This window comes from Bradyrhizobium sp. ISRA464 (assembly GCF_029910095.1).
Classification (GTDB): Bacteria; Pseudomonadota; Alphaproteobacteria; order Rhizobiales; family Xanthobacteraceae; genus Bradyrhizobium.
In genome coordinates this window covers 3,093,213-3,111,804 of sequence record NZ_CP094526.1, presented here as the reverse complement: position 1 = coordinate 3,111,804, position 18,592 = coordinate 3,093,213, and the positions used below count along the sequence as shown (strand labels likewise).

General features: G+C 63.8%; 19 protein-coding genes. 9 read left to right on the top strand and 10 right to left on the bottom strand.

What is annotated here, in order from left to right; all coding sequences use genetic code 11:
- The 3 genes from gcvH to MTX19_RS14370 all read left to right on the top strand — a co-directional run bounded on the left by gcvH (position 1) and on the right by MTX19_RS14370 (position 4,034).
- Positions 1 to 366: a glycine cleavage system protein GcvH gene (gene gcvH, locus MTX19_RS14380; RefSeq protein ID WP_280977060.1), complete on the top strand. Its 366-nt coding sequence runs from the start codon at positions 1 to 3 to the stop codon at positions 364 to 366.
- 156 nt (positions 367 to 522) lie between these two features.
- Positions 523 to 3,396 (top strand): aminomethyl-transferring glycine dehydrogenase, encoded by a 2,874-nt coding sequence (gene gcvP / locus MTX19_RS14375; RefSeq protein WP_280984155.1) that lies wholly within the window; start codon positions 523 to 525, stop codon positions 3,394 to 3,396.
- Positions 3,397 to 3,596: 200 nt separating this feature from the next.
- On the top strand, positions 3,597 to 4,034 hold the full coding sequence (locus MTX19_RS14370) for a thioesterase family protein (RefSeq protein ID WP_280984154.1): 438 nt from the start codon (positions 3,597 to 3,599) through the stop codon (positions 4,032 to 4,034).
- Positions 4,035 to 4,039: 5 nt separating this feature from the next.
- On the opposite strand, the gene MTX19_RS14365 is transcribed toward MTX19_RS14370, so the two are convergent.
- Together MTX19_RS14365 and recA are read right to left on the bottom strand one after the other, a co-directional pair.
- Positions 4,040 to 5,020, bottom strand: a complete 981-nt coding sequence (locus MTX19_RS14365) for a hypothetical protein (protein WP_280984153.1) — start codon at positions 5,018 to 5,020, stop codon at positions 4,040 to 4,042.
- A gap of 105 nt (positions 5,021 to 5,125) precedes the next feature.
- On the bottom strand, positions 5,126 to 6,214 hold the full coding sequence (gene recA, locus MTX19_RS14360) for a recombinase RecA (RefSeq protein WP_280984152.1): 1,089 nt from the start codon (positions 6,212 to 6,214) through the stop codon (positions 5,126 to 5,128).
- A 348-nt stretch (positions 6,215 to 6,562) separates the two neighbouring features.
- Between recA and MTX19_RS14355 the strand changes: the two genes are divergently transcribed.
- Complete coding sequence (locus tag MTX19_RS14355) at positions 6,563 to 6,694, top strand: hypothetical protein (protein WP_280984151.1); 132 nt, start codon at positions 6,563 to 6,565, stop codon at positions 6,692 to 6,694.
- A 7-nt stretch (positions 6,695 to 6,701) separates the two neighbouring features.
- Here the strand turns inward: MTX19_RS14355 and MTX19_RS14350 are convergent, their stop codons facing one another.
- Complete coding sequence (locus tag MTX19_RS14350) at positions 6,702 to 6,836, bottom strand: hypothetical protein (RefSeq protein ID WP_280984150.1); 135 nt, start codon at positions 6,834 to 6,836, stop codon at positions 6,702 to 6,704.
- Between the two features lie 1,445 nt (positions 6,837 to 8,281).
- Here MTX19_RS14350 and MTX19_RS14345 point away from each other — a divergent pair.
- Positions 8,282 to 8,488 carry a hypothetical protein gene (locus tag MTX19_RS14345; RefSeq protein ID WP_280984149.1) on the top strand — a complete coding sequence of 69 codons (207 nt, stop codon included), beginning with the start codon at positions 8,282 to 8,284 and terminating at the stop codon, positions 8,486 to 8,488.
- A 112-nt stretch (positions 8,489 to 8,600) separates the two neighbouring features.
- Here MTX19_RS14345 and MTX19_RS14340 read toward each other — a convergent pair whose 3' ends face one another.
- From MTX19_RS14340 to MTX19_RS14330, 3 genes are all read right to left on the bottom strand, one after another.
- A complete protein-coding gene (locus MTX19_RS14340) occupies positions 8,601 to 8,831 on the bottom strand; it encodes a hypothetical protein (protein WP_280984148.1) in 231 nt (76 codons plus the stop codon).
- Between the two features lie 96 nt (positions 8,832 to 8,927).
- Positions 8,928 to 9,212, bottom strand: coding sequence for a hypothetical protein (locus MTX19_RS14335; protein ID WP_280984147.1), 285 nt, complete (start codon positions 9,210 to 9,212; stop codon positions 8,928 to 8,930).
- Between the two features lie 87 nt (positions 9,213 to 9,299).
- The gene (locus tag MTX19_RS14330) at positions 9,300 to 9,431 is read right to left on the bottom strand and encodes a peptidylprolyl isomerase (protein WP_280977048.1); all 132 of its coding nucleotides are present in this window, start codon (positions 9,429 to 9,431) and stop codon (positions 9,300 to 9,302) included.
- Positions 9,432 to 9,594: 163 nt separating this feature from the next.
- On the opposite strand from MTX19_RS14330, the gene MTX19_RS14325 reads away from it, so the two are divergent.
- Both MTX19_RS14325 and MTX19_RS14320 read left to right on the top strand, forming a co-directional pair.
- The gene (locus MTX19_RS14325) at positions 9,595 to 11,070 is read left to right on the top strand and encodes an amidase (protein ID WP_280984146.1); all 1,476 of its coding nucleotides are present in this window, start codon (positions 9,595 to 9,597) and stop codon (positions 11,068 to 11,070) included.
- Positions 11,071 to 11,105: 35 nt separating this feature from the next.
- Positions 11,106 to 11,570, top strand: coding sequence for a PaaI family thioesterase (locus tag MTX19_RS14320; RefSeq protein WP_280984145.1), 465 nt, complete (start codon positions 11,106 to 11,108; stop codon positions 11,568 to 11,570).
- Positions 11,571 to 11,608: 38 nt separating this feature from the next.
- Here the strand turns inward: MTX19_RS14320 and MTX19_RS14315 are convergent, their stop codons facing one another.
- The 3 genes from MTX19_RS14315 to MTX19_RS14305 all read right to left on the bottom strand — a co-directional run bounded on the left by MTX19_RS14315 (position 11,609) and on the right by MTX19_RS14305 (position 15,487).
- Positions 11,609 to 13,630: a pyrroloquinoline quinone-dependent dehydrogenase gene (locus MTX19_RS14315; RefSeq protein ID WP_280984144.1), complete on the bottom strand. Its 2,022-nt coding sequence runs from the start codon at positions 13,628 to 13,630 to the stop codon at positions 11,609 to 11,611.
- A gap of 75 nt (positions 13,631 to 13,705) precedes the next feature.
- Positions 13,706 to 15,130 carry a caspase family protein gene (locus MTX19_RS14310; protein WP_280984143.1) on the bottom strand — a complete coding sequence of 475 codons (1,425 nt, stop codon included), beginning with the start codon at positions 15,128 to 15,130 and terminating at the stop codon, positions 13,706 to 13,708.
- A gap of 135 nt (positions 15,131 to 15,265) precedes the next feature.
- Positions 15,266 to 15,487: a hypothetical protein gene (locus MTX19_RS14305; protein ID WP_280984142.1), complete on the bottom strand. Its 222-nt coding sequence runs from the start codon at positions 15,485 to 15,487 to the stop codon at positions 15,266 to 15,268.
- Between the two features lie 151 nt (positions 15,488 to 15,638).
- Here MTX19_RS14305 and MTX19_RS14300 point away from each other — a divergent pair, with 151 nt between their 5' ends.
- Complete coding sequence (locus tag MTX19_RS14300) at positions 15,639 to 16,091, top strand: hypothetical protein (RefSeq protein WP_280977042.1); 453 nt, start codon at positions 15,639 to 15,641, stop codon at positions 16,089 to 16,091.
- A 768-nt stretch (positions 16,092 to 16,859) separates the two neighbouring features.
- Here the strand turns inward: MTX19_RS14300 and MTX19_RS14295 are convergent.
- Entirely contained in the window at positions 16,860 to 17,309 is a 450-nt protein-coding gene (locus MTX19_RS14295) for an SCO family protein (protein WP_280984788.1), read from the bottom strand.
- A gap of 342 nt (positions 17,310 to 17,651) precedes the next feature.
- Between MTX19_RS14295 and MTX19_RS14290 the strand changes: the two genes are divergently transcribed.
- Positions 17,652 to 18,398, top strand: coding sequence for a C13 family peptidase (locus MTX19_RS14290; protein WP_280984141.1), 747 nt, complete (start codon positions 17,652 to 17,654; stop codon positions 18,396 to 18,398).
- The last annotated feature ends 194 nt before the right edge of the window (positions 18,399 to 18,592 follow it).

Sequence of the window (18,592 nt, the reverse complement as noted above, 5' to 3'; positions counted from 1 at the left end):
ATGACGACGCTCTACACCTCCGATCACGAGTGGCTCCGCATCGAGGGCGACGTCGCCACCGTCGGCATCACCGACTATGCGCAATCGCAGCTCGGCGACGTCGTGTTCGTCGAATTGCCCAAGGTCGGCCGCAGCCTGAAGAAGGCCGAGGCCGCCGCCGTCGTCGAATCCGTCAAGGCCGCCTCCGACGTCTACGCGCCGATCACCGGCGAGGTGATCGAGGTCAACGAGGCGCTCGCGGCCGACCCCGCGCTGGTCAATTCGGATGCCGGCGGCAAGGCCTGGTTCTTCAAGCTGAAGATTGCCGACAAGAGCGAGCTAGGCGGCCTGATGGACGAGGCCGCCTACGCCGCGCACACGGCCTGAGAGAATGACAACATTCGCGACCACGCACTCACTGTCATCGCCCGGCTTGACCGGGCGACCGAGTACGCCGCGGCCCTTCGGCTCGATCGCTGATGTCCCGGCGTACTGGATGCCCCTGCCTTCGCGGGGCATGACGGCGAACAGAGAGGATTCTCCATGAACGCGCCCTTCAAGCCGACCAATGAAGCCGCCACCGATTTCGTGCGCCGCCACATCGGCCCGTCGCCCCGCGACATCGACGCGATGCTGGAAACCGTCGGCGCCTCGAGCCTGCAGGCGCTGATGAACGAGACGCTGCCGCCGTCGATCCGGCAAAAGGCGCCGCTCGATCTCGGGCGCGCGCTGAGCGAGCCCGAGGCGCTGGCGCATATGAGCGAGCTCGCGGCGCAAAACCAGACCTTCACCTCGCTGATCGGCCAAGGCTATTACGGCACCATCCTACCCACCGTGATCCAGCGCAACATCCTGGAGAACCCGGCCTGGTACACGGCCTACACGCCGTATCAGCCGGAGATCAGCCAGGGTCGGCTGGAAGCGCTGTTCAACTTCCAGACCATGATCTGCGATCTCACCGGGCTCGACGTCGCCAACGCCTCGCTGCTCGACGAGGCGACCGCGGCGGCGGAAGCGATGGCGCTCGCCGAGCGCCACTCGCAGGTGAAGGCGAAGGCCTTCTTCGTCGACAAGGACGTGCATCCGCAGACGCTGGCTGTGATGCGCACCCGCGCCGCGCCGTTGGGCTGGGCCCTGATCGTCGGCGATCCCCTGACCGAGCTCGACAAGGCCGATGTGCTCGGCGCGTTGCTGCAATATCCCGGCACGTCGGGCGCGGTGCGCGATCTCCGGCCCGCGATCGCGTCGCTGCGCGCAAAGGGCGCGCTCGCCATCGTCGCAGCCGACCTGCTGTCGCTGGCCTTGCTCACCTCGCCCGGCGAGCTCGGCGCCGACATCGCGGTCGGCTCGGCGCAGCGCTTCGGCGTGCCGATGGGTTACGGTGGCCCGCACGCGGCCTACATGGCGGTGCGCGACACGTTGAAACGCTCGCTGCCGGGCCGCATCGTCGGCCTGTCGGTGGACTCGCGCGGGCTGCCTGCCTACCGGCTCGCCTTGCAGACCCGCGAGCAACACATTCGCCGCGAGAAGGCGACCTCCAACATTTGCACCGCGCAGGTGCTGCTTGCGGTGATCGCCTCGATGTACGCGGTCTACCACGGCCCCGAGGGCCTGATGCACATCGCGCGGTCAGTGCATCGCCGCGCCACGGCGCTCGCCGCGGGCCTGCGCAAGCTCGGCTTCGCGCCGACGAGCGAGGCGTTCTTCGATACCCTCACCATTGAGGTCGGCGCGAAGCAGAATGAGCTCATCGCCCGCGCGCTCGCGGAGCGGATCAATCTGCGCATCGGCGAGACCACGCTCGGCATCGCGGTCGACGAGACCACGACGCCCGAGACCATCGAGGCCGTTTGGCACGTGTTCGGGGGCAAGCTCAGCTATGCGGATATCGAGAGCAGCGCGCGCGAGGCACTGCCGAAGGATCTGAAGCGCACCAGCGCCTTCCTCACCCATCCCGTGTTCAACACGCATCGCTCGGAGACCGAGCTGTTGCGCTACATGCGCAAGCTTGCCGACCGCGACCTCGCGCTCGACCGCGCGATGATCCCGCTCGGCTCGTGCACGATGAAGCTCAACGCCACCACGGAGATGATTCCGCTGACCTGGCCGGCGTTCGGCAATCTGCATCCGTTCGCGCCGGCGGACCAGGCCAAGGGCTATCACGCGCTGTTCAAGCGGCTGGAAAAGTGGCTGTGCGACATCACCGGCTATGATGCGGTCTCGCTGCAGCCGAATTCCGGCGCGCAGGGCGAATATGCCGGACTTCTCGCAATCCGGGGTTATCACCTTGCGCGCGGCGAGCCGCACCGCAAGGTCTGCCTGATCCCCTCCTCGGCGCACGGCACCAATCCGGCATCCGCTGCGATGGTCGGCATGGACGTCGTGGTGGTGGCCTGCGACATCAGAGGCGACGTCGATGTCAATGACCTCCACGCCAAGGCCGAGAAGCATTCGAAGAACCTTGCCGCTGTGATGATCACCTATCCCTCGACCCATGGCGTGTTCGAGGAGCATATCAGCGAGATCTGCGACATCGTTCACGCGCATGGCGGACAGGTCTATCTCGACGGTGCCAACATGAACGCGCAGGTCGGGCTCTCCCGGCCCGGCGATTACGGCGCCGATGTCAGCCATCTCAATCTGCACAAGACCTTCTGCATCCCGCATGGCGGCGGCGGCCCCGGCATGGGCCCGATCGGCGTGAAGGCGCATCTGGCGCCGTATCTGCCCGGCCATCCCGCGACCGACGGCGCGACTGCGCATCCGATCGGCCCGGTGTCGGCCGCGCCGTTCGGCTCGGCGTCGATCCTGACGATCTCCTACATCTACATCCTGATGATGGGCGGCGAAGGTCTGACGCGGGCGACCGAGATCGCGATCCTTAATGCGAACTACATTGCCGCACGGCTGCAGCCGCACTTCCCGGTGCTGTATCGCAACGCGCGCGGCCGCGTCGCGCATGAGTGCATCGTCGACCCGCGGCCGCTGAAGACGAGCGCCGGTGTCACCGTCGACGACATCGCCAAGCGGCTGATCGACTACGGCTTCCATGCGCCGACCATGAGCTTCCCGGTCGCGGGCACGCTGATGATCGAGCCGACGGAATCGGAGTCGAAGATCGAGATCGACCGCTTCTGCGACGCCATGATCGCGATCCGCAACGAGATCGCCGAGATCGAGAAGGGCCGCTTCAAGGTCGAGGCCTCGCCGTTGCGTAACGCACCGCACACCGTCCACGACATCGCCGACGATGCCTGGAACAGGGCCTACACCCGCACCGAGGGCTGCTTCCCGGACGGCGTGTCGCGATCGGACAAATACTGGAGCCCGGTTGGCCGCGTCGACAACGTCTACGGTGATCGCAACCTGGTGTGCTCGTGCCCGCCGGTCGAGGACTACGCGCAGGCGGCGGAATAGCGACATCGATCCGGACCCGCACCACGTGTGCTCCGGATATCGAAGCATGGGTTGGGCCCAGCGGCCCAACCCGCCATCTTCAACGAGAAGAACCTGTCGTCTCGCCCCGAACTGCCCCCCGTGTCGCGGCAGCTATTCACGCGGGCTGATTGCGGGACCAACGATGGCTCATAAGAAGGCCGCTCGTAGCAGGAGGATTCATGCGCCAGGATTTCTGGTTCCATTTCCCGTTTCGCGTCCGCTATTCCGAAGTCGACGCACAGGCCGTGGTGTTCAACGCTCACTACTTGACCTACTTCGACACCGCGATAACAGAGTATTTTCGCGCCCTCGGCTACGACTACCTCGGTGAAGTGGCGAGGACCAGCATCGATTTTCACACGGTGAGGTCGGTGGTCGAGTACAAGGCGCCGATCCGGTTCGACGAGGACATCGATGTCTGCGTGCGGGTCGCGCGGATCGGCCGTTCCTCGATCACGCTGGCGCTCGCGATCTTCGCCAAGGGCACGGACGATCTGCGCGCGACGGGCGAGATCGTGTGGGTGGCGACCGATCAGAAGACGCATCAATCGGTCGCCGTGACGGAGGATCTGCGGGCGCTGATTGCAAGCCGAGAGAAGGCGCTCGCGCAGGGTTGAGCGGGTTACGGCTTGATCAGCGTCGGAGCCCAACGCCAGAGATTATCGTTGGTGAGGTGCGTGCCGCCCCACCAGCGATCGATCGGATTATGGCTGCTGAAATCTTCCTTGTGCGCGATGACCCTCTGACCGAACTTCGTTAGAGAAAGCTCGCTTCGGCGATACGCGAACAAGCGAGCCCGCAGCGCGTCCCTATCAAGGGTGCGCAATTCGTCATCAAGGCCCGCCACGGCTGGTCGCGAGCCGAGAGCAAGTCCGTCAAGCAGATAACCAAGCTCGTTCTCGTTGAAGATGCGAGTCTGGCGCAAGCTCTCAAGATAGAAGAGCGCGTTCGTTAGCGAGTATCCTCTCGCGACCATCTCGAGCATCCGCATTTCCGTGGCGCCAAGTCCTGTTGACGGCGACGGCAGTTCGGCGAGCAGATCGATCAAAGCCGGCTTGAGCAATGGCAATGCGCTCAAATCCCGACCGAGTAGATCAAAGCAGCCTTCCGGCGTCGCCGCCCGATATGCGTGCCATGCCGCACGCGCTGTCGCGAGCTCTATTTCGGTAACGTCAACGACCGGCGGTCGCCAATTGTCGAGTGCACCCGGGCGAAGCCCTATCATCTCCGAATCGACCAGGCACAATCTCAACTTGGTCGCAGCTTGCGGATGGGACCGGAAATAATCGAGCAGCCAGACCAGTTGCAACTGAGCCTTGGGGTCCATATCGAACCAAAGTTCGACTGTCTCATACTGTTGGCAGGCGCTCGCCAAGCTGAGGTTCCTGGCACTTTCGTTGCGCTCATTCCATCGACTGGCAAAATCCGACCAATGGAAGCCTGGACGGAGATCGGGTGTGCGCGCACCGAGATAGGCTGCGAGTTCGCCTGGAGATGGCAGCGGCCCCCAAACGAAGCGGAACGTAAAATCGACCGCCAGATCGGCGAAACCCGACTTGGTGAACTCCGGGGTCAGCCAGCCGGTCAGTATCAGACGCTTCATCGGTCATTCACTCAGCGAACGCACAAAGCGAAACGGGCGTCGAAGACGTCGGCAACTCAACGTCCTCAGCGCCCGCTTGCAGCGAAATCATTCAAGCCTTGAGGCTTACTCCTCCGTCGGCTCTTCGCCGTCGGCGTCGCGCTCGGGCGTGCCGGCGAGGATCTGCTCGGAGATCAGCCCGGAGTTCTGCCGGATCGCGGCTTCGATCTTGGTGGTGATGTCGGGGTTCGAGCGCAGGAACGCCTTGGCGTTCTCGCGTCCCTGGCCGAGCCGCTGGCTGTCATAGGAGAACCAGGCACCCGACTTCTCGACGAGGCCGGCCTTGACGCCGAGGTCGAGGATCTCGCCCATCTTGGAGACGCCCTCGCCGTACATGATGTCGAACTCGACCTGCTTGAAGGGCGGCGCCAGCTTGTTCTTCACCACCTTGACGCGAGTGGTGTTGCCGACGACCTCGTCACGCTCCTTGATCGCGCCGATGCGGCGGATGTCGAGCCGGACGGAGGCGTAAAACTTCAGCGCATTGCCGCCCGTGGTGGTTTCCGGCGAGCCGTACATCACACCGATCTTCATCCGGATCTGGTTGATGAAGATCACCATGGTGTTGGACTTGTTGATCGAGGCGGTGAGCTTGCGCAGCGCCTGGCTCATCAGCCGCGCCTGGAGGCCCGGCAGCGCATCGCCCATCTCACCCTCGAGCTCGGCCTTCGGCACCAGCGCCGCGACCGAGTCGATCACCAGCACGTCGACCGCGCCGGAGCGCACCAGCGTGTCGGCGATTTCCAGCGCCTGCTCGCCGGTGTCCGGCTGCGAGATCAAGAGCTCGTCGATGTTGACGCCGAGCTTGCGCGCATAGACCGGATCGAGCGCGTGTTCGGCGTCGATGAAGGCGCAGATGCCGCCCTTCTTCTGGCCTTCCGCGACCGTGTGCAGCGCCAGCGTGGTCTTGCCCGAGGATTCCGGCCCGTAGATCTCGACGATGCGGCCCTTCGGCAGACCGCCGACGCCGAGCGCGATGTCGAGTCCGAGCGACCCCGACGACACCGTCTCGACATCCATCGAGCGGTCGTTCTTGCCGAGCTTCATCACCGAGCCCTTGCCGAACTGGCGCTCGATCTGGGAGAGCGCGGCTGAGAGGGCCTTGGACTTGTCCATGGAGGATCCTTCGACGATACGCAGTGCAGTGGCGGACATTTGGGATGTGCTCCTTATGGCGGGGATTCGCTAGCGGGACAAACGGCGATAAGATCAGACGGAATGCGTTGTTGCTGGGAACTGCGTACCACGTTTGTTCCATGTTCGCAATATGTTCTTTCTGTGCGCGTGGCGCTGGCCTGCTTCCGGCTCTAGTGGCCTAGTTTGATTTTCGCAGTGGCCTGAATTGGTTAGGCCGCGTTCTCAGTAGGATTACTGAGAGGTCAAAGAACGTTCCGACCACAAAAAATTTTACGGCGTAAAAAGTTGTTCTGTCCGGAGTTCTCCGGAGGTGCCTCCGTCCAGCAACCGATAGGATGCCCGATATTTCAGGTGTGGGAGCATCTGATGAAAGGCATATTGATTGCCCTGGGCGTCATTCTGGCCCTCTACGTAATCGACCAGCAATTCGCTGATGGTCAATATACCGACGCGCTCCAGCGTATGATGATTCAGATCAGACGCTCTTTCGGAGTATGAGGCGGCCTCAGTTGGCGGCCCCTTCCTTAAACGGCAATGGCAGCATTCCGTCGTAACGCGGATGGATGCGGTCCAATTTCAATTCGAAATCCCAATTGACGAAGCCCGCGCCGAATTTGATCTGGCTGGCCTCTGGGATCATCAAAACGGCTGGGATTTACGACTTGCCCAATTCGCCTCCGCGCTCGCCCAAAAGAAGCGGCCCCAGCGCGGTTGCTGCGCCGAGGCCGAAGGGCGGAAACTCACTCGAAGTGAGACCCCAATCCGGGGCGATGTCGTTCGTTCCTACCCGTGCCCGTAATCATACGGGGCGCGATGTCATGAACCTTTGGCCCGCTTCGTGCAGACTCATAGAGGTCAGGATTTTGCCACGACCCTCCTGGGGCTAGAGCAGACGCCGCCCGTATGTATTTCAAGCGGGCGGCGTTGTGTTGCGATCCTTCGAAACGGCCCCGGCGCACCTTCCGGGGCTTGGCGGCACGCGCCGGAGCCGTCCCACCATTGCGCTCCACCGGAGCGCCATTCACAGTACCGGGAAAGGCTGGCAACGGAGATGCCCTCCCGGGTTACCTCAATTGGTAGGTGTCCTAGCTTCCCGCGGCGCGTGTCCTAATCGGGACAGCACCGATGCCTGAGCGCTGGCCTGTTTATCCCCCTTGGCCCAGGTTGATTTTGGGAGCGGCCTAATTCGGTTTAAACCGAAGGAAAACCACGACTTAGCAGCGTTCCGAGTAGTCCTGCTGAGATGGCTAGCAAATGTTCTCCCAATCCAATCTTTGGAAATTCACGCGAACCCCGTAATCATACGGGCCCAAACACATGAACCTTTTTGGCACATCGTGCAGACTTATGTGGGCCAGGATTTTGCAGCAACCTTCCTGGGGCTAGAGCCGACGCCGCTCGCACGTATTTCAAGCGGGCGGCGTTGGGTTGAAACGAAATCGCCTGGCGCCCTTGGACACCATCGGGACCTGTGCTGGCGCCGTCGCCTGATCCGCGGCTAGCACAGAAGACATCGTTGATGCTGCGCGGTCGCTTGCGGTTCCCGCATTAGCTTGTGCATCCGAAGCTCCCGGTATCGCAGACAGCGCACGATCCGGCAACGAGGGCCACGTCAAGGTCCGTAGTTCTCCGGGCAGAACAAAGTTCCTGAGGCAACACGGCCTCGCCTAGAACATATGTTATCTCTATAAATCAAACCCTTAATGAGCAGCCGAAAATGCATCCCGAACCCACTCCAGCCCGTTTTCGGAAATCTGGTTGAGGCATCGATCCGTATTTGCACGTACTACCTTGGTACGCCTCCTACTCCTGAAAAATGTGCGTAGCCTTCAAGGGAACACACCGGTTCCATCGGTGTTCGTCACAGCAAGTGCCCGGACAATGTCGCTCGACCGTGCCTGCGCGCGAATTGCGAGCCCCCTGGACGCGCGGGCGACCGCTAGCGGACGGATCCCCGCGAAGGTCCGCTACAAAACTGAAATCCGAACTTGGGGCAACGCGCCGCAATGCGCGTCTGACGAGCTTTATTTATTAATACAACCAATTGTTTAAGCGCCCGCCTTTGATTTCCGCGGAGCTCCATCAATGATCCACAAGGGCGTCGAATTCAGCGTCACCGAGGTTGCGGCCGGCGTCTGGACATGGCGCTTCCAGATCGGCGATCAGGTCTTCACCGGCAGGACCGAGACAAATCTCAATCTATTGGCGATCCGCCGCGTGCAGTTGCGGATCGACCGCGAGCTGAAGAAGATCGGGCAGGACCGGCCTCGTGGACGCGGCGATACGGATTAAGCGCGATCCGGACAAGACCGCAGCACCTTCCCGAACGAACCGATGAGACACACTCGTGCCGAGATCAACTTGACCGACGACGCATGCCGGATTCCCGTAGCCGCATCAGGACCTAGTCCGCGCTCGCAAGCCGCCGCATCGTGAACTCGATGTCGCCACCGGGCAGCTCACGCCAGCTTTCGACGGCGCTCATATAGGCGGCCTTCGGGTAGCGCGCGAGAAAGTCGCGCGCCCGCAACCGCGCCTCGTCGCGTGGCAAGGTGAAGGTCTCGCGCACATAGCCGTCCTGCGGCTTCCGCCGCTCGGCCATTCGGCTGGCAAGATCGCGCGGGCGAAAGGCCATTGTCGCAACTCCAGACCATCTGACGACCTTCCCAATATAGGGATGGCGCCGATGGAATCCGAGTCCGCGAGATGATCGATGCCGGGTGGTCGTGCGCTACTGGCCGCGCTGCGCCGTGCTGCCGGTCTTGGCCTTCGGCTTGGCGGGACGGGCGGCCGCCTTGGGCGCATCGCTGCGCACCGCACCCCAGGGATCGGACGACGTCTTGGCGTCCGGGATCTTGCTGAGCGAGTCCTTGTAAGCCTTGTCGTTGGCCGCGTCCTGATCCTTTTCTTCCTGGGTCTTGCTCTTGACCTCGGGCATCAGGTTGATGTTGGGCATCTGCGCATAGGCCGGCGCCGACAGCAGCACCGCGACCCCAACCGCGCACAAAACTCGCATGAGAACGCTCCCTCGCATTGTCGTCAGCGGTATATCACCGCAGAAAAGGCGCCGCCAAGCGCGCCTGCGGCGGACCTCTCATGCCCTCTAGAGATTGTCCGACTTGCAGGATTTCGGCGACTGCACCCAGTCATCCCAGATCGGTCCGCACTTCGTGCAGCCACTGAGCGCAAGCCCGATCGCGATCACGCTGCCCAGCATCACCAATCTGCGGAACATGAGCGGCCCCATCCCCTGACGGCGGCAATAGGCCCCAAAACTGGGGCATTTTCAAGCCGGCGGGCGCAGCGCGCCGCTCCTGCGCCGCCACACGCTGCGGATGGTTTGACCCGACGCCCGCTCAATTTACAGTGCGAAACAAAGCAGAAAAGGAATCGACAACATGACTTTGGCGATGGGCTGGGACGAATGGGCGCAGCACGATGGAACGGCACTCGCCGCCCGCGTCAAGACGGGTGAGCTGACGCCCCGGGAATTGGCGGCCCAGGCCGCCGCCGCCGTCGCCAGGGTCGATCCTGCACTCTCAGGCGTGGTCGAACTGTTCGATGACGTGATTGCCGACCCGGCGCGCGACGGCGCCGATCTCGACGGCCCGTTCGCCGGCCTGCCCTTCCTGATGAAGGACCTCGGCCCAACGCTGAAGGGCCGCCTGCAGGAAATGGGCTCGCTGATGATGCGCGGCAATCGCGCCGCGGAAGACACCTTCCTGACGTCGAAGATGCGCAAGGCCGGTCTCAACCTGATCGGGCGCACTACCACGCCGGAGTTCGGCGTCTGCAGCTCGGCCGAGAACCCCGCGGTCTATGTCACGCGCAATCCCTGGAACACAGATTACACCACCTGCGGCTCGTCGGCCGGCAGCGCGGCGATGGTGGCGGCCGGCGCCGTCCCGATCGCGCATGCGACCGACGGCGGCGGATCGATCCGCATTCCGGCAGGCGTGAACGGCAACATTGGCCTGAAGGTCTCGCGCGGCGTGTTCTCGCTGGCGCCGCATCTCTCGGACCTCACCGGGCTGGTCTCGATCCAGGGCTGCCAGTCGCGCTCGGTGCGCGACACCGCGGCCTTTGTCGATGCCTGCCGCGGCCCCGGTCCGGGCGAGTTCATGCCGTTCTGGACGGTGCCCGAGCCGTACACCGCGACCATTGCCCGCGATCCGGCACGGCTGAAGATCGCGCTGTCGCACCAATGGGGCGACCATCGCGCGACGCCGCATATCGCAGCCGAGCTCGAGCGGGTCGGACGCTTCCTCGAAGGCCTCGGCCATCAGGTCGACTACGCGTTGCCGTCGGTCGATTACCGAGAGGCCTTCGCGGCGCAGACCACCTGCTACATCAGCAACTTCGCCGTCGTGATCAGCAACATGCTCGCCGCGCGCGGCCTGCAGCAGCCGCCGGCGGACCTGATCGAGCCGATCAACATCCGGATCTGGGAGCACGGCCGGCACACCAGCTTTGCCGATCGCGCCCGGATGCAAGCCACCTTCAACACGACATCACGCGGCTTCGGCACCTTCTTCGAGGATTGGGACATCATCCTGACGCCGATCACGGCACTGCCGACACCAAGGATCGGCACGACCGAATTTCTTACGATCAGCGACAATCCGTCGGTGCTGGACTGGTTCGCCAATCTCTGGCGCAACTTCGCGTTCACGCCGCTCGCCAATCTCTGCGGCATCCCCGCGATCTCGCTGCCGCTTGCCACCAACGAGCATGGCCTGCCGCTCGGCATCCAGGCGATTGCGAAGCAGGCCAATGATGGGCTCCTGTTGCAGCTCGCCGCCCAGATCGAGCGGGCGATCGGCGGCAAGTGGAATCGCGGCGAGACGCCGCGCGTTCATGTGACTCGCGACTAGAACGAGATAGCCATCTGGAGAGGAAACGGGACATCATGCAGCAGCAAGCCGGAGAGTTCGGGATCGACGATGCGCGGCGCCTGCTCGGCGACGTGTTTGCGCCGTGGGTGCAGGATCTCAATCTGTCGATCGAGCAGTTCGACTTCGCGCCGCCTTCAGGCAGTGCCGCCGACTGGCAGCCCGGCGCGGTGCTGCGCATGCCGTTCTCCGAACGGCTCTGCCGCACCGGAGGCATCGTCTGCGGCCAGGCTTTGATGGCGTTTGCCGACACCGCGATGGTGCTGGCCAACCTCGCCGCCAACAAGGCCTACCGCCCGATGACGACGGTCGACCAGACCAGCCATTTCATGCGCGCGGTGACTGCGTCCGACGTGCTCGCCGATGCGCGCGTGGTCCGGCTCGGCCGCACCATGAGCTTCGGCCGCGTCACGCTTCTCTCCGCCACCGACAACAAGCCGGTGGCCATGGTGTCGAGTGCATTCGCGATGCTGCCGGGCTAGGTACTGGCTCGCGGGGAGTGTCATGCGCCCGACCTCGGCTATGCGGCCCTCACGCGACGCCTCCGCCGCCAGCGCCACAGCAGCGCGACGAGTGCGATGAGCACGACAACGGCCGCAGCCGCCTTGGCCGCAAATCGCCCGCCCGGACGATCGATCATCCGCGACCACAGCGAAGGCCCCTCGCCCCCGCGCGGCAGGCGGAACGCCACCACGCTGTCGCCGATCGAGGTGCCGGCTTCGGAATGGCCGCCAGCGCCGATTGCGACATATTGCTCGCCCTTCCAGAGATAGGTCATGGGATTGGCCACGCCTGGCACCGGCAGGCGGCCCTGCCACAGCTCCCGGCCCGACCTGGCATCGAACGCGCGCAGATAGGCGTCCATCGCGCCGGTGAAGACCAGCCCGCCCGCGGTGATCACCACGCCGTTCACCAGCGGTGTGCCCCAATGGAATGCGAGGCCGAGCGGCGCGAGATCCTCGCTGGTGCCGACCGTCGAATGCCACAGGATCTTGCCGGCCTTCAGGTCGACGGCCACCATCTCGCCCCATGGCGGCTTGTTGCAGAGCAGGCCGAGCGGCGACATCGCAAGCGCCCGTGACATCGCAAATGGTGTCCCCTCCTGGCGGCCGAAGTCATGACCCGGCGGCGGATTGAAGCCCTTCGCCTCGTCGCGCGGGATCAGCTTGACGATATGCACGGCGTGGCTGGTGTTGGCATAGAGGATCTGATGAACGGGATCGAAGGCCGCGCTGCCCCAGTTCACACCGCCGCCGGTCATCGGATAGACCACCGTGCCCAGCGTCGATGGCGGCGTGTAGAGGCCCTCGTTGCGGGATTGGGCGAGCAGCTTTTCGCAAGCGCCGCCAAGACCCGGCATCAGGCTGAACGCATCGGCGGCGGAGATATGCTGCGGCAGCAGCGGTGGCACGTGGGTCGGAAACGGCTGCGTCGGCGACAGCCGCTCGCCCTCCGCGCTGTCCTGCGGCACCGCGCGCTCCTCGACCGGCCAGACCGGCTTGCCGGTGTCGCGGTCGAGCACGAACACAAAACCCTGCTTGGTCGGCTGGATCACGACATCGCGCAGACCAGCGCCGGTGTCGATCCGCGCCAGCGTGGGCTGCGCCGGCAGGTCGTAGTCCCAGACGTCGTGATGAACGGTCTGGAACGCCCAGACGAGCTCGCCAGTCTCGATCTTCAGCGCCACCACCGAGTTGGCGTGCTCGTCGTTGCCCGGGCGCTCGCCACCCCAGAAATCAGGACTGGGTGACGTCGTCGGCAGGAACACCAGGCCGCGCGCCTCGTCCACCGACATCGGCGCCCAGACATTGCTGTGGCCGGCGGCGATGCCGTCATGCATCAGCGGATCGAAGCTCCAGCGCGGCTGCCCGGTCCGCGCGTCATAGGCGCGGACCGCGCCGACCGGCGCGTCGACCCTTCGGTTGTCCGCGATCGCCGATCCCACCACGACCACGCCGCGCCCCGTCACCGGGGCCGACGTGATCTGGAATTCACCGGGCCATCCCAGCTTCATCCCGGCGTCGATCCGGATCTCGCCACCGGTCCCGAAGTCGGCGCAAGGCTTGCCGGTCCTGGCGTCGAGCGCGATCAGGCGCACATCGTTGGTGCCGGTGAAGATCCGCGAGCGGCAGGCGACGCCGTCAGGTGCATGATCGTCGACCCAATAGGCGACGCCGCGGCAGACGAAGCGGTTGGCCGGCCGCTGCGTGATGCTGATCTTGGGGTCGAAGCGCCATTTCTGTGCGCCCGTGCCGGGATCGAGCGCAATCACTTCGTTGAACGGCGTGCAGAAGATCACGCTATCCTCGACGAACAGCGGCGTCGCCTCAAACTTGGTGCGCTTCATCACATCGTGCGGGCGCCTCTCGAGATCGCCGGTGCGAAACTCCCAGGCGCGCACGAGGCTGCCGACATTATCAGGCGTGATCTGCGTCAGCGGCGAGAATCGCGTGCCGCCGCGGTCGCCGCCCCAATGCTCCCAGGCCAGCGCGGGTGATGCGACAAGCAACAGCAGCGCAAGCAGGCGAAACAGCGATCGCATCGCACCCTCCGGCCGATGCGATCGTTGACCGATTTGTCGCATCTCGTGCGCTGGAGGATTTAAGCCATCAGCGCGTCAGTATCCACCCCTGCGAACACCTCCGCCGCCATAGCGGCCATAACCGCCACCGATGCCAATTCCGATGCCGACGCCAATCGGCGGTCCCACAGGCGCGTACACGACGGGCGGAGGTGGCTCGCGCACCACGACGACGTCACCGTCATCCACATAGCGTTTCTTCCGCGAACGCGGCGGAGGTTCGCGATCCGCGCGCTTCTTCGTCACGGCGTCGGCCTTCTTCGGCTGCGGCGGCGCCGCGTTGCAGGGACAGGTCGGCCCGGCCAGCGCGACATTGGTCGCGGCGGCCACGGCGTCGGGACGGTAGCGCAGCCGCTCGATCAACTTGCGCGCGGTTGCGGTCAGATCGCTGTCGGGATACTGCGCGAGGAACGCGCGATAGGCCGCGGCCGTGTTGGCGAGAACGGCATTATTCCAGGCGACCATGCGGCGATGGCGATCGAGCCAGTCGCGCGCCTGCAGGCCGCGCGGCGTGCCGGCATAGAGCGCGACGAATGCCTCATAGGCCTCGTCGGTGCCGTCGACGACGATCAGCTCGTTCGCGGCCTCGACCGGCTTGCCCCGCAATTCGCGCTTCCAGTCCGCGACGGTGCGCTTCGTCGCTTCTGGCTTCGTCGCTGCCGGCTTTGGCGCATCCGCGAGCGGCGGCGTCGCCGCACCGGCCGTGAAGCGGAAATCCTCGGTGAGCGACGAAGAATCCCACGGCGTCTGCCGGCCGTCGGTCGCCTTGTTCACGGCAAGACGCACACGCTTGAACGTATCCTCGATCGGAATGCCGGGCTCTTTCGCCGTCGCCAGCAAGGCCGTCGTGTAGGGGCTGTTGCTGCCGCTGCCGTCCTCGGCCTCGGCGCCCGGCGAGGTCGAGAACGACACGAAGGTCCCGGGCGCGCCGACCTTGGCATCGATGATCGCAAGCCCATGGCCCGCGGTCTTGCTGAGCTCGGGGAACGGATTGTTGCGGCAGGCATCGAGCAGCAGGATGCGCATCCGGCTCGGCACCGAGGTCAGCGTGTTCAGGATGTCGTTGAGGCGGACGGCCTGGATCGGGATGTCGGCCTCGCGCTTCGGATCGATATCGACCGGGATCAGGTAGTTCTCGCCGTCGATCTGCAGGCCGTGGCCGGCATAGAACACGAGCGCCACCGTGTCGGCGCCCCTTGCGGCGACCTCGCCAGCGAAGTCACTGATTTTTGCCCGCATCTCATCCTGCGAAAGGTCGGATGCCGATGTCACGGTAAATCCGGACTCGGTCAGCATCTGGGTCACAGCCTTGGCGTCATTGGCCGGATTGGGCAACGCAGGAACCGATTTGTAGGCCGATTGCCCGATGACCAGCGCAAGGCGGCTCTCCGCGAAGGACGCGGTGCTGCTGAGCAGGATCGAGACGGGAATAATCAGGCTGAGGAGTGAGCGGCGAAGCATGGTGACCTCCGACGACAACGTCAAGAATAGGTCGGAATCTCCACGCGAAGGTTCATGACGACCGGCCGTGCGCTGTCTGGCCGGCGTTCTCAACAGTCGAATTGTCGCAGCGACCGACGGCGGACCGTAACGGAATCACTTCGGCTTCCTGGCGGTATTGGCCGGCTTGGTGACGCCCCACGGATCGTATTTCTCCTTGGGCTCGGGAATCCGGTCGAGCGCGGCCTTGTAGGCCTTCTCGTCGATCTGCGGCTTCTTTTCGGTCGTCTTGTCCTGCTGATGTCCCCGCCGGCCCTGCGCCAACGCAGGCGTCGCGATCAGCGCAAGAATGACCGCAGCCACCGTGAAGCTCTTCATGTCAACCCATCCCCGCGCAGAAACATCCGGCAACACCGGACCTTAAGAATAACTTGCCCATCGACATTTGTTGATCGACAAGCGCACCCGTGAAGCGAATTCAGCGCCTCCAGGGGGCGCAATCTTGGCGGCGGTACATTAAGTAACTTCCATGGGACAGGAACGTATTTCCATAGCGGCGCTGCTGACCGGCGCCATGTTGACCTTGAGCGGCTGCGGTCTGGCTGATAGCCACGCGGTGTGGCCGGAGTTCTTGAAAGCCAAGGCCTCCGATCCAGCGCCGCTCGAAACGCCGCCGGATATCAAACAGTTGGTCGGCACGAAGCTGGATTCGGTGTTCGCCGCGGGCTCGCAGCCGACCCATGTCAGGGTCTCGGCGCCGCTGCACGATCCGCGCGGCCCCGGCTGGACCGCCTGCGTGCGCGCCGAGCTGACATCGGTGATCGGCAAGCCGCTCGGCACCCAGACCTACCGCATCTTCATCGACGGCGGCACGATCCAGGATCGCCGGCTCGTGGACGCCGACGACAACTGCCTCACGGAAAATTACGAGCCGATCGAGAGCTCCGGTCCGATGGAAGCGCAACGAAACCCCAAATCCTAGTCTGTCGCGTGGCCTGGCGCGAACCGGCATCCACTTCGCTCGAAAGCCCTCCGGCGCGACAGCCGCGCGGCGAGATCGATTGCGTCCGCCGGCTCGCAATGCCGGCAAACATGATTCCGCTCCCTCGCGACATCATCTGTCCGAGTTCTGCATCTCGTTGTCCCTCTCCTAGAGAGCAGAGGGCGCAGGGAAAGCCGGGTGCCGATCGCACCCATGGGTCCCGAGCAAATGGAAAGCTCGGGAGGTAGGACCACAGGTGTAACCGGAGCAATCCGGCTTTCCCTGCGCGATGGTTTACGGCTTATACGTGCTCTCCCCGGCGAGACTGGGCTTTGTTGTCACCGTCTTTGCAAAAGCGCTTCGCGCTTTGCAAAGGAGACACCTGCCACTAGGGCGTCAGGCCTGCACGATTTCACCGTCCGCTATCTGCCACGCTCGTCAGCCGTGACATCGGCGTCCACCGCATCCCAACCCAACACTCGTGACGATCGCGAAGCGCCCCTCAGGCGGGTGAGACGGGCCATTCATACACTGAGTTGCATTTCCGGAAAACAGAAATATTTTGCGCGCGGGGTCTTGCGCCGTCGGGCAAATCAATGCCAAGGGCGATCGTTGTTGTAGCGCGCAAGAACGAATGGCACCGCGCAACTTCGAATGACACCCCGGCTAGGCCCGGGGGGCGTGCCCAGCGGGGGCGGAACCGCCGGGGTCGGCCGGGTGAACAGCCGATGACGGGGAATGATTTCGAGCGCATTCGGTGTCGGCTGGTCAGGTAGAGCCCAGCCCGGCCATCTGCGGAAAGAACCCGACATACTTGCCGTCGCGATCCATCAGATAGATGAAACCTGAATGATCGACGGTGTATTCTGCGGCCCCTTCGATCGCGCTCTTGGCGTAATAGACCCGATACAAGCGCGCGGCGTCACGAATCTGCGCAGCGTCGCCTGTTAGGCCGAGCAGGCGCGAGTGAACGAACGACACGTAGTCGGCAAGATGCGCAGGCGTATCGCGGTCGGGATCGACAGTGACGAACAACGGCTGCACCGCGTTGCCCGCGGCGCCAAGCTTGTCGATGGTCTGCCGGATCGCCATCAGATCGGTCGGGCAGACGTCGGGACAGAAGCTGAATCCGAAATAGACGAGCATCAGCTTGCCGCGGAAATCGGCGTCCGTACGAGGCTTGCCGGTGTGATCGATGAGAGCGAATGAGCCACCGATTAAGTTCTACGCGACCCGATGCGCCTTAGAAATGGGGAGAGAGGCACAATGTCTCAGTTTGCTTAGAGCCAAAGAGCAGCCCGCTGCGTGCGGCAGGCATTTTCATTTCAGCCAACTGAATGTGGCAAGTCAGCGTCACTGACTCGTCCTGCGGCTGGTCGCAGCAATCGCGCCCACGACCTATTGGCATCCCGTGCGGAGACTGCAGCTCTCACAGATGTCCGGAGCTGGACCCTCTGCGACATGACGAAGTGATCAATTGACGTCAGCTTGCAACGGAGACTGACCGTGTCACGGATTGTGCTGCTATGCTATGGTGGCGATGACGAGACAAGGTTCGCAATGACGTCCAAGTCTTGGATCAGCCGGGTCGGCGCACCGCTCATCGCGCTTGTTTTGACGGTCGTGCCGTCGGTTTCGACGATGCACGCGGTTGAGGACGCTCGCAAGGTGAGCGTGGTGTCCTTCGGCCTTTTCGGCGATCAAGGCGTGTTCAGAAGCGAGGCGACCGGCGCAGCACAGGTCGTAGCGGGCCGTTTCGGGAGCGGCCCAGTCAATGTGCAATACAATTCGAAGAAGGGCGGAGGTGCAACGATCGAAGCCCTGGCCATGTCATTGCAAGTTGCCGCCAATGGGATGGACGCCGAGAACGACGTTCTGTTTTTGATTCTGACCTCGCACGGCTCCCGCGCCGGTCTTGCAATCAAAGCGGGGCGGCTCACGCAAACGCTCACGCCGTCTAATCTCGCTGATATGTTGGCGCGGACGGGCGTACGACACAAGGTGGTGGTCATATCGGCCTGCTATTCTGGAGTCTTTATCCCTCGTCTCGCGAACCCCGATATGTTGGTCATCACCGCGGCCGACGCCGACCATCCATCGTTCGGCTGTCGGGACAAGGCCAAGTGGACCTATTTCGGCGATGCCTTTTTCAACGTTGCGCTCCGGCAAGCTAAAAGCCTTAAGGACGCCTTTGTTGTTGCGCGCGCGCTCGTCCGGAAGCGAGAACTGCGCGAGCACTTCGAGCCTTCGAATCCCCTAATGGCAGGCGGCGCAAACGTGGAGCCGTTGCTCATGGCGAGTCCTTGAACTGCACTTCTGCTTTTGGGCCCCCAGCCGAACAGAGCTCAAGCCGTTGTCACGTCGGCTGTCAGGGGTAAACCGGACATCGGTCCGCGCTCGCCTCCACCGCCGCTTGTGTGAAGGGTTTCGGATGCCGGCCGTTTGAGGGACAGCGCCGCGCATTCGGCGGCCGGCGTCCGAAAGCCTCCAAGGGAGGAAAC